Here is a 14,636-nt window from a genome sequence, read left to right on the forward strand (position 1 = left end):
AATCTCTTCTCTGGTCAAGTCCTCGGCCTATTAGTGCCGGTCCGCTGAACATGTCGCCATGCTTTCACTCCCGGTCTATCAACCTTATCGTCTTTAAGGGGCCTTACTTGCTAAGCAACGGGAGGTCTCATCTTGGAGGGGGCTTCACGCTTAGATGCCTTCAGCGCTTATCCCTTCCGGACTTGGCTACCCAGCTGTGCCACTGGCGTGACAACTGGTCCACCATCGGTCCGTCCACCCCGGTCCTCTCGTACTGAGGGCAGCTCTCCTCAGACCTCCTGCGCCCACGACAGATAGGGACCGAACTGTCTCACGACGTTCTGAACCCAGCTCGCGTACCGCTTTAATGGGCGAACAGCCCAACCCTTGGAACCGACTTCAGCTCCAGGATGCGATGAGCCGACATCGAGGTGCCAAACCTCCCCGTCGATGTGAACTCTTGGGGGAGATCAGCCTGTTATCCCCAGGGTAGCTTTTATCCGTTGAGCGACGGCCCTTCCATGCGGTACCGCCGGATCACTAAGCCCGACTTTCGTCCCTGCTCGACCTGTTTGTCTCGCAGTCAGACACCCTTATGCCTTTGCGCTCGATGCGTGGTTTCCATCCACGCTGAGGGTATCTTTGGGCGCCTCCGTTACTCTTTGGGAGGCGACCGCCCCAGTCAAACTGCCCGGCTGACACTGTCCCGTACGCGGCTTACGCGTCCCGGTTAGAACCTAAGTGCACGAGGGGTGGTATCCCAACAGCGGCTCCTCGGATCCTGGCGAACCCGTCTCACAGCCTCCCACCTATCCTGTACGTCATGCACCCAGGCCCAATGTCGGCCTGCAGTGAAGCTCCATGGGGTCTTTCCGTCTAGTCGCGGGCAACCTGCATCTTCACAGGTACTAAGACTTCACCGAGTCTGCAGCCGAGACAGCGCCCAAATCGTTACGCCTTTCGTGCGGGTCAGAACTTACCTGACAAGGAATTTCGCTACCTTAGGACCGTTATAGTTACGGCCGCCGTTTACTGGGGCTTCGTATCATGGCTTCGCTTTCGCTGACCACTCCTCTTGACCTTCCAGCACCGGGCAGGCGTCACCCCCTATACTTCGGCTTGCGCCTTCGCAGAGAGCTGTGTTTTTGGTAAACAGTCGCTTGGGCCATTTTTCTGCGGCTCCGAAGAGCACCCCTTCTCCCTAAGTTACGGGGTCATTTTGCAGAGTTCCTTAGCTGCAGTTCTCTCGCTCACCTTGGGATTCTCTCCCTGCCCATGTGTGTCCATTTTCGGTACGGGCCTTCAGAAATTTGTGCTAGAAGCTTTTCCTGGAAGTCTGCTTCACGCTTTTCCGTACTTGCCGCAGCTTTCCGTATGCGTCACGCCTTCGCCTTATGTGATGCGCATTTCACTGCATCACGGCTACCTCGCTTGCCCCGGCTCTTCCGTCCGCCGGTTGCGCTAGCCTTCTCCGTCACTCCATCGCTCCCTGAAGGGTACAGGAATCTCCGCCTGTCTTCCATCGGATACGCCTTTCGGCCTCTCCTTAGGTCCCGACTCTCCCAGAGCGGACGAACCTTCCTCTGGAGACCTTGGGCCATCGGTGTGCGGGATTCTCACCCGCATCTCGCTACTCACGCCGGCATTCTCTCTTCCATCCGCTCCTCGGGCCCTTTCGGTCCCGCTTCTCCGCCGGATGGAACGCTCCCCTACCATATTTTCATATCCATAGCTTCGGTGTCATGCTTAGCCCCGGTAAATTATCGGCGCAGGGTCATTCGACTAGTGAGCTGTTACGCACTCTTTGAAGGATGGCTGCTTCTGAGCCAACCTCCTAGTTGTCTCCACGTCCCCACTTCCTTTTCCACTTGGCATGCACTTTGGGACCTTAGCTGATGGTCTGGGCTGTTTCCCTCTTGTCCGCGGACCTTATCACCCGCAGACTGACTGCCGCGACTGGACGTGCGACATTCGGAGTTTGATTATGCTCAGTACCTCGGGATGAGGCCATCGCATATTCAGTGCTCTACCTTCGCATGCCGTCTCGCGACGCTAGCCCTAAAGCTATTTCGGGGAGAACCAGCTATCTCCGGGTTCGTTTGGAATTTCACCCCTAGCCACAGATCATCCGCCAACGTTTCAACGGGGGTCGGTTCGGTCCTCCATCGGGTCTCACCCCGACTTCAACCTGTCCATGGCTAGATCACCCGGTTTCGGGTCTGCTCCTCCAGACTCTCGCCCTATTAAGACTCGCTTTCGCTTCGGCTCCGCATATCCTGCTTAGCCTCGCCTGGAAAAGCAACTCGCCGGCTCATTCTACAAAAGGCACGCCATCACCCTTTGACGGGCTCTGACTTCTTGTAGGCATATGGTTTCTGGTTCTCTTTCACTCCCCTCCCGGGGTTCTTTTCACCTTTCCCTCACGGTACTGGTTCGCTATCGGTCACACAGGAGTCTTTAGCCTTTCGGGATGGTCCCCGATGCTTCCGACAGGATTTCTCGTGTCCCGCCGTACTCAGGATCTCCGCTCGCTAAACCTCGGTTTCGCCTACGGGTCTCTCACCCTCTCTGGATGTCCTTCCCATGACATTCGGCTGCCGAGGCCTTCGCTTTGTGCGGGTCCTTCTACCCCATCATATGATGGTTTGGGCTCCTCCGCTTTCGCTCGCCGCTACTTACGGAATCTCGTTTGATTTCTTTTCCTGCAGGTACTTAGATGTTTCAGTTCCCTGCGTCTCGCCTCTCTCCAGCTATGTATTCGCTGAAGGATGCATGAGTCTTGCTCATGCGGGTTTCCCCATTCGGACATCACCGGATCATCGCCTGCTTACGGCTCCCCGATGCATTTCGGTGTTTGCTCCGTCCTTCTTCGCCTCTGTGTGCCCAGGCTTCCGCCATACGCCCTTTCTTTCTTGACCTGAAAGTTGATATGAATAAGCTTGAGTTTACTGACTGTTATTCTTGATCTAACTGTTTCTCTTGTTTATCTTAGCTTTTGCCCACTATACCAGATTCTAGACCTTTGATGTTTCTCTGATCTTATCCTTATATAGTGTTTGCAGGAAGTCTTACTAATCTTAATTAATAAGTCTTCTCTTTGCTTTTGATTGTATGCGGTTTTCAAGGGTCTTCCTTCTCTGCAAAGCAGAGAAAACCGAAAAGAAACACTCTTTTCTCCCTAGAAAGGAGGTGATCCATCCCCACGTTCCCGTAGGGATACCTTGTTACGACTTCACCCCAATCATCGGCCCCACCTTAGACAGCTCTCTCCTTGCGGTTGAGCCACCGGCTTCGGGTGTTGCTGACTCTCATGGTGTGACGGGCGGTGTGTACAAGGCCCGAGAACGTATTCACCGCGGCATGCTGATCCGCGATTACTAGCGATTCCAGCTTCGTGCAGTCGAGTTGCAGACTGCAGTCCGAACTGAGAACGGGTTTCTGGGCTCTGCTCAACCTCGCGGTCTCGCTTCCCTCTGCTCCGTCCATTGTAGCACGTGTGTGGCCCAGGTCATAAGGGGCATGATGATTTGACGTCATCCCCGCCTTCCTCCTCCTTGCAGAGGCAGTCTCGCCAGAGTCCCCAACTCAATGCTGGCAACTGGCGACAGGGGTTGCGCTCGTTGCGGGACTTAACCCAACATCTCACGACACGAGCTGACGACAACCATGCACCACCTGTCTTCTCTATAGCTATGAGGAGATCTCTCTCCCTTTTAGATCGATGTCAAGACCTGGTAAGGTTCTTCGCGTTGCTTCGAATTAAACCACATGCTCCACCGCTTGTGCGGGCCCCCGTCAATTCCTTTGAGTTTCATTCTTGCGAACGTACTACTCAGGCGCGATACTTATTGCGTTGACTGCAGCACCGGGATCTGACTCCCGACACTTAGTATCGATCGTTTACGGCGTGGACTACTAGGGTATCTAATCCTATTTGCTCCCCACGCTTTCGGGACTGAGCGTCAGTTGCGGACCAGACCGTCGCCTTCGCCACTGGTGTTCCTCCATATATCTACGCATTTCACCGCTACACATGGAATTCCACGATCCTCTTCCGCACTCCAGTGATCCGGTTTCCGGGGCTTCCCGAAGTTTAGCTTCGGGCTTTCACCTCCAGACCTGTATCACCGCCTGCTCCCTCTTTACGCCCAATGATTCCGGATAACGCTCGCCACCTACGTATTACCGCGGCTGCTGGCACGTAGTTAGCCGTGGCTTTCTATGTTCGGTACCGTCACTCGCATGGCATTTCCTCCATCCGACGTTCTTCCCGTACAACAGAACTTTACGACCCGAAGGCCTTCTTCGTTCACGCGGCGTTGCTCGGTCAGGGTTTCCCCCATTGCCGAAAATTCCCTACTGCTGCCTCCCGTAGGAGTCTGGGCCGTGTCTCAGTCCCAGTGTGGCCGTCCGCCCTCTCAGGCCGGCTAAGTATCGTCGCCTTGGTGGGCCGTTGCCCCGCCAACTAGCTAATACTGCATAGGTCCATCCCCCCGCTGACCATACGGTCATTTAGCGCATCCAGGATGCCCTGAATGCGTCTATGCGGTCTTAGCAGCCGTTTCCAGCTGTTGTCCCCCTCGGAGGGGCAGGTTACCTATGTTCTCCTCACCCGTTCGCCACTGAGCACCAAGGTGCTCCGTTCGACTTGCATGTATTAGGCACGCCGCCAGCGTTCATCCTGAGCCAGGATCAAACTCTCCATTGTTTATGAATGGAGCTTTGAATAAGCTCATTAAATTACTTCTGACTATTTGTTTTCGGTGTTTTGTTCACCGCTCAAAAATGAGTTCTTTGACGTGTTTCTTTTCAGTTTTCAATGTTCTGCATTGCGCTCCTTTCCGGAGTGCTCGCTTATATTACCCCAGTTTCAGGACAATTGCAAGACATTTTTTAAATAAATTGATCCATTATTTTAGATATACTGAATTACTATGATAATAGCGACATAATTCAGCTTAAAAAATATCTCAGCTTATCGCTGATATGGATGTAAATGGGAACTTATATTATTATCCATTACTGGTGAATGATTATATGTATTATCAAACTACGCATTTCATTTCTTTAGTGAAGGATTAAAATACGTAAAACCTTCTTTTAAACATATTTACTATAATATGTCATGCACATTCAATGCATATGGGATTGTAAAAACAGATTAAAGTAGTAATAAGACAGCAAAGCCTATCACTTTAAAAAGCAGTCAGGATCAAACACTGACTGCTTACATCTGTTATTCTTTCGCAAGTTTTTTCTTCATATCCTGGTAAAGATCAGAAAGCTTAACAGCTTCCATATCACTTAACATATCCACCTGAATCTTTTCTAAACGCCTATCAAATACGTCTTTAATAGATCTTCCCACCGGACAATTGACATTAGGATGTTCATGCATCTTAAAAAGCGTATGATCTGATTCTTCAACCGCCTGAAATATCATTTTTAAAGTAATCTCATCTGGCTTTTTGGCTAAGTAACTGCCGCCAACTCCCGGTTTAACTGAAACGAGCTGTGCTTTTTTTAATTTACCAAGTATCTTTCGAATGTTGACCGCATTGACACCGGTTGTATCCGCCAATACTTCTGAAGTTATTTTTTCTTCCTGCTCATACTCTTCAATATAGAGAAGAATATGAACTGCGGTAGATAATTTACTTGAAAACATAATGGACCTTCTTATTCTACAACTTTAAAAGTACCCTGCTGTAAAATATGACCACGACCGCCGCGGATAGTTTCATCGGCCCATGTCAGGAAAGCGTAAACCTTATTCGTCTTAAAATCAACGATTTGCGATGCTGTCATACCATCACCTTCAATCCAGTTGATATTATAAACATCTTCTTCAATCTCATAAGCGTAATAAGGTTCAATACCTTCTGGTGCTTCTCCTTCTGCAAGTTCACCAAGAGCTTCCCATTTCAGTTCCTGATCAGATAAATAAGTCATCTGATAATGGGCCCCTGTTTCATACTGTACATCTAATTTTTTGTTCTTTAACTTTTCTGCAATTTTCATATTTGTTATCCTTTCGTTGTTGTTATCTCCGCTACAACTATATCAAACTACTATTGTAGTGTCAACAACTACAACTCATCTAATAAAAAAAGGAGATCGCTCTCCCTATAAAACAAAAGCACCTCATCTGAGGTGCTATCGACCGGCAGCGTTCTATTGTCGCCATTGCTGACTATCGTCGACGCTGTGATGCTTAACTTCCGTGTTCGGCATGGGTACGGGTGTCTCCATCACGCCATCGCTACCGGATCTCAGGATCTCCCCTGAAAACCGCACACAATCTCTTCTCTGGTCAAGTCCTCGGCCTATTAGTGCCGGTCCGCTGAACATGTCGCCATGCTTTCACTCCCGGTCTATCAACCTTATCGTCTTTAAGGGGCCTTACTTGCTAAGCAACGGGAGGTCTCATCTTGGAGGGGGCTTCACGCTTAGATGCCTTCAGCGCTTATCCCTTCCGGACTTGGCTACCCAGCTGTGCCACTGGCGTGACAACTGGTCCACCATCGGTCCGTCCACCCCGGTCCTCTCGTACTGAGGGCAGCTCTCCTCAGACCTCCTGCGCCCACGACAGATAGGGACCGAACTGTCTCACGACGTTCTGAACCCAGCTCGCGTACCGCTTTAATGGGCGAACAGCCCAACCCTTGGAACCGACTTCAGCTCCAGGATGCGATGAGCCGACATCGAGGTGCCAAACCTCCCCGTCGATGTGAACTCTTGGGGGAGATCAGCCTGTTATCCCCAGGGTAGCTTTTATCCGTTGAGCGACGGCCCTTCCATGCGGTACCGCCGGATCACTAAGCCCGACTTTCGTCCCTGCTCGACCTGTATGTCTCGCAGTCAGACACCCTTATGCCTTTGCGCTCGATGCGTGGTTTCCATCCACGCTGAGGGTATCTTTGGGCGCCTCCGTTACTCTTTGGGAGGCGACCGCCCCAGTCAAACTGCCCGGCTGACACTGTCCCGTACGCGGCTTACGCGTCCCGGTTAGAACCTAAGTGCACGAGGGGTGGTATCCCAACAGCGGCTCCTCGGATCCTGGCGAACCCGTCTCGCAGCCTCCCACCTATCCTGTACGTCATGCACCCAGGCCCAATGTCGGCCTGCAGTGAAGCTCCATGGGGTCTTTCCGTCTAGTCGCGGGCAACCTGCATCTTCACAGGTACTAAGACTTCACCGAGTCTGCAGCCGAGACAGCGCCCAAATCGTTACGCCTTTCGTGCGGGTCAGAACTTACCTGACAAGGAATTTCGCTACCTTAGGACCGTTATAGTTACGGCCGCCGTTTACTGGGGCTTCGTATCATGGCTTCGCTTTCGCTGACCACTCCTCTTGACCTTCCAGCACCGGGCAGGCGTCACCCCCTATACTTCGGCTTGCGCCTTCGCAGAGAGCTGTGTTTTTGGTAAACAGTCGCTTGGGCCATTTTTCTGCGGCTCCGAAGAGCACCCCTTCTCCCTAAGTTACGGGGTCATTTTGCAGAGTTCCTTAGCTGCAGTTCTCTCGCTCACCTTGGGATTCTCTCCCTGCCCATGTGTGTCCATTTTCGGTACGGGCCTTCAGAAATTTGTGCTAGAAGCTTTTCCTGGAAGTCTGCTTCACGCTTTTCCGTACTTGCCGCAGCTTTCCGTATGCGTCACGCCTTCGCCTTCTGTGATGCGCATTTCACTGCATCACGGCTACCTCGCTTGCCCCGGCTCTTCCGTCCGCCGGTTGCGCTAGCCTTCTCCGTCACTCCATCGCTCCCTGAAGGGTACAGGAATCTCCGCCTGTCTTCCATCGGATACGCCTTTCGGCCTCTCCTTAGGTCCCGACTCTCCCAGAGCGGACGAACCTTCCTCTGGAGACCTTGGGCCATCGGTGTGCGGGATTCTCACCCGCATCTCGCTACTCACGCCGGCATTCTCTCTTCCATCCGCTCCTCGGGCCCTTTCGGTCCCGCTTCTCCGCCGGATGGAACGCTCCCCTACCATATTTTCATATCCATAGCTTCGGTGTCATGCTTAGCCCCGGTAAATTATCGGCGCAGGGTCATTCGACTAGTGAGCTGTTACGCACTCTTTGAAGGATGGCTGCTTCTGAGCCAACCTCCTAGTTGTCTCCACGTCCCCACTTCCTTTTCCACTTGGCATGCACTTTGGGACCTTAGCTGATGGTCTGGGCTGTTTCCCTCTTGTCCGCGGACCTTATCACCCGCAGACTGACTGCCGCGACTGGACGTGCGACATTCGGAGTTTGATTATGCTCAGTACCTCGGGATGAGGCCATCGCATATTCAGTGCTCTACCTTCGCATGCCGTCTCGCGACGCTAGCCCTAAAGCTATTTCGGGGAGAACCAGCTATCTCCGGGTTCGTTTGGAATTTCACCCCTAGCCACAGATCATCCGCCAACGTTTCAACGGGGGTCGGTTCGGTCCTCCATCGGGTCTCACCCCGACTTCAACCTGTCCATGGCTAGATCACCCGGTTTCGGGTCTGCTCCTCCAGACTCTCGCCCTATTAAGACTCGCTTTCGCTTCGGCTCCGCATATCCTGCTTAGCCTCGCCTGGAAAAGCAACTCGCCGGCTCATTCTACAAAAGGCACGCCATCACCCTTTGACGGGCTCTGACTTCTTGTAGGCATATGGTTTCTGGTTCTCTTTCACTCCCCTCCCGGGGTTCTTTTCACCTTTCCCTCACGGTACTGGTTCGCTATCGGTCACACAGGAGTCTTTAGCCTTTCGGGATGGTCCCCGATGCTTCCGACAGGATTTCTCGTGTCCCGCCGTACTCAGGATCTCCGCTCGCTAAACCTCGGTTTCGCCTACGGGTCTCTCACCCTCTATGGATGTCCTTCCCATGACATTCGGCTGCCAAGGCCTTCGCTTTGTGCGGGTCCTACTACCCCATCTTTCGATGGTTTGGGCTCCTCCGCTTTCGCTCGCCGCTACTTACGGAATCTCGTTTGATTTCTTTTCCTGCAGGTACTTAGATGTTTCAGTTCCCTGCGTCTCGCCTCTCTCCAGCTATGTATTCGCTGAAGGATGCATGAGTCTTGCTCATGCGGGTTTCCCCATTCGGACATCACCGGATCATCGCCTGCTTACGGCTTCCCGATGCATTTCGGTGTTTGCTCCGTCCTTCTTCGCCTCTGTGTGCCCAGGCTTCCGCCATACGCCCTTTCTTTCTTGACCTGAAAGTTGATATGAATAAGCTTGAGTTTACTGACTGTTATTCTTGATCTAACTGTTTCTCTTGTTTATCTTAGCTTTTGCCCACTATACCAGATTCTAGACCTTTGATGTTTCTCTGATCTTATCCTTATATAGTGTTTGCAGGAAGTCTTACTAATCTTAATTAATAAGTCTTCTCTTTGCTTTTGATTGTATGCGGTTTTCAAGGGTCTTCCTTCTCTGCTAAGCAGAGAAAACCGAAAAGAAACACTCATTTCTCCCTAGAAAGGAGGTGATCCATCCCCACGTTCCCGTAGGGATACCTTGTTACGACTTCACCCCAATCATCGGCCCCACCTTAGACAGCTCTCTCCTTGCGGTTGAGCCACCGGCTTCGGGTGTTGCTGACTCTCATGGTGTGACGGGCGGTGTGTACAAGGCCCGAGAACGTATTCACCGCGGCATGCTGATCCGCGATTACTAGCGATTCCAGCTTCGTGCAGTCGAGTTGCAGACTGCAGTCCGAACTGAGAACGGGTTTCTGGGCTCTGCTCAACCTCGCGGTCTCGCTTCCCTCTGCTCCGTCCATTGTAGCACGTGTGTGGCCCAGGTCATAAGGGGCATGATGATTTGACGTCATCCCCGCCTTCCTCCTCCTTGCAGAGGCAGTCTCGCCAGAGTCCCCAACTCAATGCTGGCAACTGGCGACAGGGGTTGCGCTCGTTGCGGGACTTAACCCAACATCTCACGACACGAGCTGACGACAACCATGCACCACCTGTCTTCTCTATAGCTATGAGGAGATCTCTCTCCCTTTTAGATCGATGTCAAGACCTGGTAAGGTTCTTCGCGTTGCTTCGAATTAAACCACATGCTCCACCGCTTGTGCGGGCCCCCGTCAATTCCTTTGAGTTTCATTCTTGCGAACGTACTACTCAGGCGCGATACTTATTGCGTTGACTGCAGCACCGGGATCTGACTCCCGACACTTAGTATCGATCGTTTACGGCGTGGACTACTAGGGTATCTAATCCTATTTGCTCCCCACGCTTTCGGGACTGAGCGTCAGTTGCGGACCAGACCGTCGCCTTCGCCACTGGTGTTCCTCCATATATCTACGCATTTCACCGCTACACATGGAATTCCACGATCCTCTTCCGCACTCCAGTGATCCGGTTTCCGGGGCTTCCCGAAGTTTAGCTTCGGGCTTTCACCTCCAGACCTGTATCACCGCCTGCTCCCTCTTTACGCCCAATGATTCCGGATAACGCTCGCCACCTACGTATTACCGCGGCTGCTGGCACGTAGTTAGCCGTGGCTTTCTATGTTCGGTACCGTCACTCGCATGGCATTTCCTCCATCCGACGTTCTTCCCGTACAACAGAACTTTACGACCCGAAGGCCTTCTTCGTTCACGCGGCGTTGCTCGGTCAGGGTTTCCCCCATTGCCGAAAATTCCCTACTGCTGCCTCCCGTAGGAGTCTGGGCCGTGTCTCAGTCCCAGTGTGGCCGTCCGCCCTCTCAGGCCGGCTAAGTATCGTCGCCTTGGTGGGCCGTTGCCCCGCCAACTAGCTAATACTGCATAGGTCCATCCCCCCGCTGACCATACGGTCATTTAGCGCATCCAGGATGCCCTGAATGCGTCTATGCGGTCTTAGCAGCCGTTTCCAGCTGTTGTCCCCCTCGGAGGGGCAGGTTACCTATGTTCTCCTCACCCGTTCGCCACTGAGCACCAAGGTGCTCCGTTCGACTTGCATGTATTAGGCACGCCGCCAGCGTTCATCCTGAGCCAGGATCAAACTCTCCATTGTTTATGAATGGAGCTTTGAATAAGCTCATTAAATTACTTCTGACTATTTGTTTTCGGTGTTTTGTTCACCGCTCAAAAATGAGTTCTTTGACGTGTTTCTTTTCAGTTTTCAATGTTCTGCATTGCGCTCCTTTCCGGAGTGCTCGCTTATATTACCCCAGTTTCAGGACAATTGCAAGACATTTTTTAAATAAATTGATCCATTATTTTAGATATACTGAATTACTATGATAATAGCGACATAATTCAGCTTAAAAAATATCTCAGCTTAACGCTGAGATGGATTGATTGATAAGATTTTCTTTGGCTGCATATTGCCGGCAATGATTGCCAGGATGATCAGCAGCACACCAAGCCACTGCATGAAACCAATATGTTCACCAATGACAAAGTATGACATCATGACCGCTACGGGTAATTCTGAAGCCGAAAGGATAGTGCCTAAGCCAGTTCCGACATGGGGAATGCCAATGGCATAAAGCAAAGGTGGTAAAGCAACGCCAAATAAGCCTAATACTGTGGCATAGGGGGCAATCGCTGTTAGTTTTGTGACATCGGTGAAGAAGTCAGGGCGTAAAAGGATCATAATCAGGATCATGCCACCCGTTGATAAGAGGGCACTTCTTTCCACTGGTGGTAAATCTTTTTCGACCTGACCGCTTAAAAACATGCCGGCAGTATAAGTAAAGGCTGATAAAATCCCCCAAAGCATCCCCGTTAAGGAGAAGGACGCACTCTGAGCAAAGACCCCAGAAGCCAATAATGAGCCCGCTAATAAAATGGCAATAGAAATGAGTTTTTGCTTGGTTGGTTTGTGATGATTAAAAATAAAATCAAAGAGACTGCCAATCCAGACAAACTGAAATAAGAAGATAATAGCTAAGGATGCATTTAAGCTCTGTAATGCTCTGTAGTAACAAATACTGGTTAAACCAAAAGGAATACCGGAAACTAAGAGGATCAGTACCTGTTTTAAAGAAAGCTTCTGCTTTTTGGTAAACAGGAAGATGAGCCAGATAATCAAAACCCCAAAAAGATACTGACCGCCAGAAACCTCATTTGGCGTAAAGCCAGCTTTATAGGCAAATTTCACAAAGGTTGAGAGGATCCCATAACAGCAGCCTCCCAGAAAAACGCATAAACCATAACGTGACTGTTTCATCATATCGCTCCTTTCATAAAAAAAGACCACACAGCCAAAAGGCCATGTGGCGAAAATAGATTTCTCTAGAAAAATCCACGTCCGAAAAAACGGTTTTATTTGAAGTTCTCGCTTATTATACAAGAGCTTACATTAGGCTGTCAAGCCTTCAATGTACTGACGGATGGCAGAAAGATCACTGTACTGTTCATAACGCTCATCATGATCGACAACTAAAGTTGGCGCACGCATAATATCATAGCGTTTCGCTAAGTCCACCTCTTTCGTGGCATCAATAAGCTGGTAATCCACGCCTCGCTTTTTTAACATCTCCTGTACAATCTTGCAGTTTGGACAAGTTGGCGTGGTGAATAAATAGCGATTGCTGGAAATCGGCGTCTTGCGCTTTTGTGTCTGTTTAACGAAATCACGGCCGCTATGGACTTTTTCCCCCATATCATACGTGACACGTTCTTCCCATTCCTGGCTCTTGCCGGCATTCCAGTTCGAGATTGGGCGATAGTAGCCGGTAATCCGGGACCATACTTCCGTCGGCTGGTCGCAGATTGGGCAAGTATCCACTTCCCCAGCGAAATAGCCATGATCCTGACAAATCGAGTAAGTTGGCGAAATGGTATAGTATGGTAATTTATAATTCGTCGCAATCGTCCGGACCAGCTTTGCGGCAGCTTGCCAGTTTGGCAGCTTCTCACCTAAGAAGGCATGGAAGACGGTACCTGATGTATATAAGACCTGTAAATCATCCTGAATATCTAATGCTTCGAAGATATCATCAGTGAAGCCGACTGGCAGATGGGATGAGTTGGTATAAAATGGGCGTTCAGCATTTTCGCTAGCAGTAATGATATCGGGATATTTTTCTTTATCGTGTTTCGCTAAACGATAAGCCGTAGATTCTGCTGGCGTTGCTTCTAAGTTATAGAGATCACCATACTGTTCCTGATAGATCACTAAACGTTCCCGCATATGGTTTAAGACATCTTTCGCAAAAGCCTGAGCGTCCTTTGATCCTAAGTTGACCCTTAACCACGGCGCATTGAGGCAGGCTTCATTCATCCCGACTAAGCCAATCGTCGAGAAATGATTATTGAAAGAACCCAGATAACGTTTGGTATAAGGATAGAGTCCTTCTTCTAACAGTTTAGTAATGACATTACGTTTGGTTTTTAAAGAACGAGCTGCCAAATCCATCAGATGATCCAAACGTTTATAAAACTCTTCTTCATTTTTCGATAAGTAAGCAATCCGCGGTAAGTTAATAGTCACGACACCAATCGAACCCGTTGATTCACCGCTGCCGAAGAACCCGCCGGACTTACGTCTTAACTCTCTTAAATCTAAACGTAAGCGGCAGCACATAGAACGGACATCGCTTGGTTCCATATCACTGTTAATATAGTTAGAGAAATAAGGTGTTCCATATTTCGCTGTCATTTCAAAAAGCAGTTTATTATTTTCAGTTTCACTCCAGTCAAAGTCTTTGGTAATGGAATATGTTGGAATCGGATACTGGAAACCGCGACCGTTGGCATCGCCTTCGATCATCACCTCAATAAAGGCTTTATTGATCATATCCATTTCTTTCTGACAGTCTTTATAACAGAAGTCCATTTCCTTCCCGCCAACAATAGCAGGTAAATCAGCTAAGTCGTGGGGTACGACCCAGTCTAAAGTAATATTAGTAAAAGGTGCCTGGGTGCCCCAGCGCGATGGTGTATTAACGCCATAGATAAAGGATTCAATACACTTTTTAACCTGATCATAAGAAAGATCATCTGTTTTCACAAAGGGTGCTAAGTAAGTATCAAAACTGCTGAATGCCTGCGCACCTGCCCATTCATTTTGCATAATACCTAAGAAATTGACCATCTGATTACAAAGCGTCGATAAATGTTTGGCGGGTTTAGAGGTAATCTTGCCAGGAATCCCGCCTAAGCCTTCAACCAATAACTGTTTTAATGACCAGCCGGCGCAATACCCTGTTAACATTGATAAGTCATGAATATGGAAATCACCCTGACGATGCGCATTCGCAATCTCTTCATCATACACTTCTGATAACCAGTAGTTCGCGGTAATAGCCCCGCTGTTTGATAAAATCAAGCCGCCGACAGAATACGTCACAGTGGAATTCTCTTTCACCCGCCATGAGGTTTCATTGACATAGGAATCGACAATTTCTTTATAGTCCAGAATAGTTGATTTCATATTACGGACTTTTTCATGCTGCTTACGATAAAGGATATACGCTTTTGCGACATCGGCATAGCCGGATTCTGATAAGACTTTCTCCACGCTATCCTGAATATCTTCTACATTGATGAGATCATCTTTGATCTTACTTTCAAAATCACTAGTGACTTTGAGTGCCAGCATATCCATCACGGATGGATGAGTGGCTTTATTTTGGGAGATAAAGGCTTTCTCAATAGCACGAGAAATTTTATGAATATCAAATTCAGAGATTTTGCCATCTCTTTTAACGACACGATACATTGTGATACCTCCTT

At 49.8% G+C, this 14,636-nt stretch carries 4 protein-coding genes and 5 rRNA genes; all 9 read right to left on the reverse strand.

Annotation, left to right across the window (positions count from 1 at the left end; translation table 11 throughout):
• Window positions 1-10: 10 nt before the first annotated feature.
• Window positions 11-2,897 (reverse strand): 23S ribosomal RNA (locus tag SG0102_RS14940).
• Window positions 2,898-3,161: 264 nt separating this feature from the next.
• A 16S ribosomal RNA gene (locus SG0102_RS14945) occupies window positions 3,162-4,687 on the reverse strand.
• A 528-nt stretch (window positions 4,688-5,215) separates the two neighbouring features.
• Window positions 5,216-5,647: an Rrf2 family transcriptional regulator gene (locus tag SG0102_RS14950; protein ID WP_197715052.1), complete on the reverse strand. Its 432-nt coding sequence runs from the start codon at window positions 5,645-5,647 to the stop codon at window positions 5,216-5,218.
• A gap of 11 nt (window positions 5,648-5,658) precedes the next feature.
• Window positions 5,659-6,000 (reverse strand): MoaF-related domain-containing protein, encoded by a 342-nt coding sequence (locus SG0102_RS14955; RefSeq protein WP_125120680.1) that lies wholly within the window; start codon window positions 5,998-6,000, stop codon window positions 5,659-5,661.
• 140 nt (window positions 6,001-6,140) lie between these two features.
• A 5S ribosomal RNA gene (rrf, locus tag SG0102_RS14960) occupies window positions 6,141-6,249 on the reverse strand.
• Between the two features lie 39 nt (window positions 6,250-6,288).
• Window positions 6,289-9,175 (reverse strand): 23S ribosomal RNA (locus SG0102_RS14965).
• A 264-nt stretch (window positions 9,176-9,439) separates the two neighbouring features.
• Window positions 9,440-10,965 (reverse strand): 16S ribosomal RNA (locus tag SG0102_RS14970).
• Together the 16S, 23S and 5S rRNA genes form the textbook arrangement of a ribosomal RNA operon.
• Before the next feature lie 267 nt (window positions 10,966-11,232).
• Window positions 11,233-12,129, reverse strand: coding sequence for an EamA family transporter (locus SG0102_RS14975; RefSeq protein ID WP_197715053.1), 897 nt, complete (start codon window positions 12,127-12,129; stop codon window positions 11,233-11,235).
• A gap of 129 nt (window positions 12,130-12,258) precedes the next feature.
• Window positions 12,259-14,622, reverse strand: coding sequence for a ribonucleoside triphosphate reductase (locus tag SG0102_RS14980; RefSeq protein WP_125120681.1), 2,364 nt, complete (start codon window positions 14,620-14,622; stop codon window positions 12,259-12,261).
• Window positions 14,623-14,636 lie beyond the last annotated feature (14 nt).

Origin of the sequence: Intestinibaculum porci (assembly GCF_003925875.1) — a bacterium.
Lineage (GTDB): Bacteria > Bacillota_I > Bacilli_A > Erysipelotrichales > Coprobacillaceae > Intestinibaculum > Intestinibaculum porci.

Coding starts and splice junctions, on each gene's coding strand:
- SG0102_RS14950 (WP_197715052.1), bottom strand. CDS start 5,647: ATGTTTTCAAGTAAATTATCTACCGCAGTTCATATTCTTCTCTATATT.
- SG0102_RS14975 (WP_197715053.1), bottom strand. CDS start 12,129: ATGATGAAACAGTCACGTTATGGTTTATGCGTTTTTCTGGGAGGCTGC.
- SG0102_RS14980 (WP_125120681.1), bottom strand. CDS start 14,622: ATGTATCGTGTCGTTAAAAGAGATGGCAAAATCTCTGAATTTGATATT.
- SG0102_RS14955 (WP_125120680.1), bottom strand. CDS start 6,000: ATGAAAATTGCAGAAAAGTTAAAGAACAAAAAATTAGATGTACAGTAT.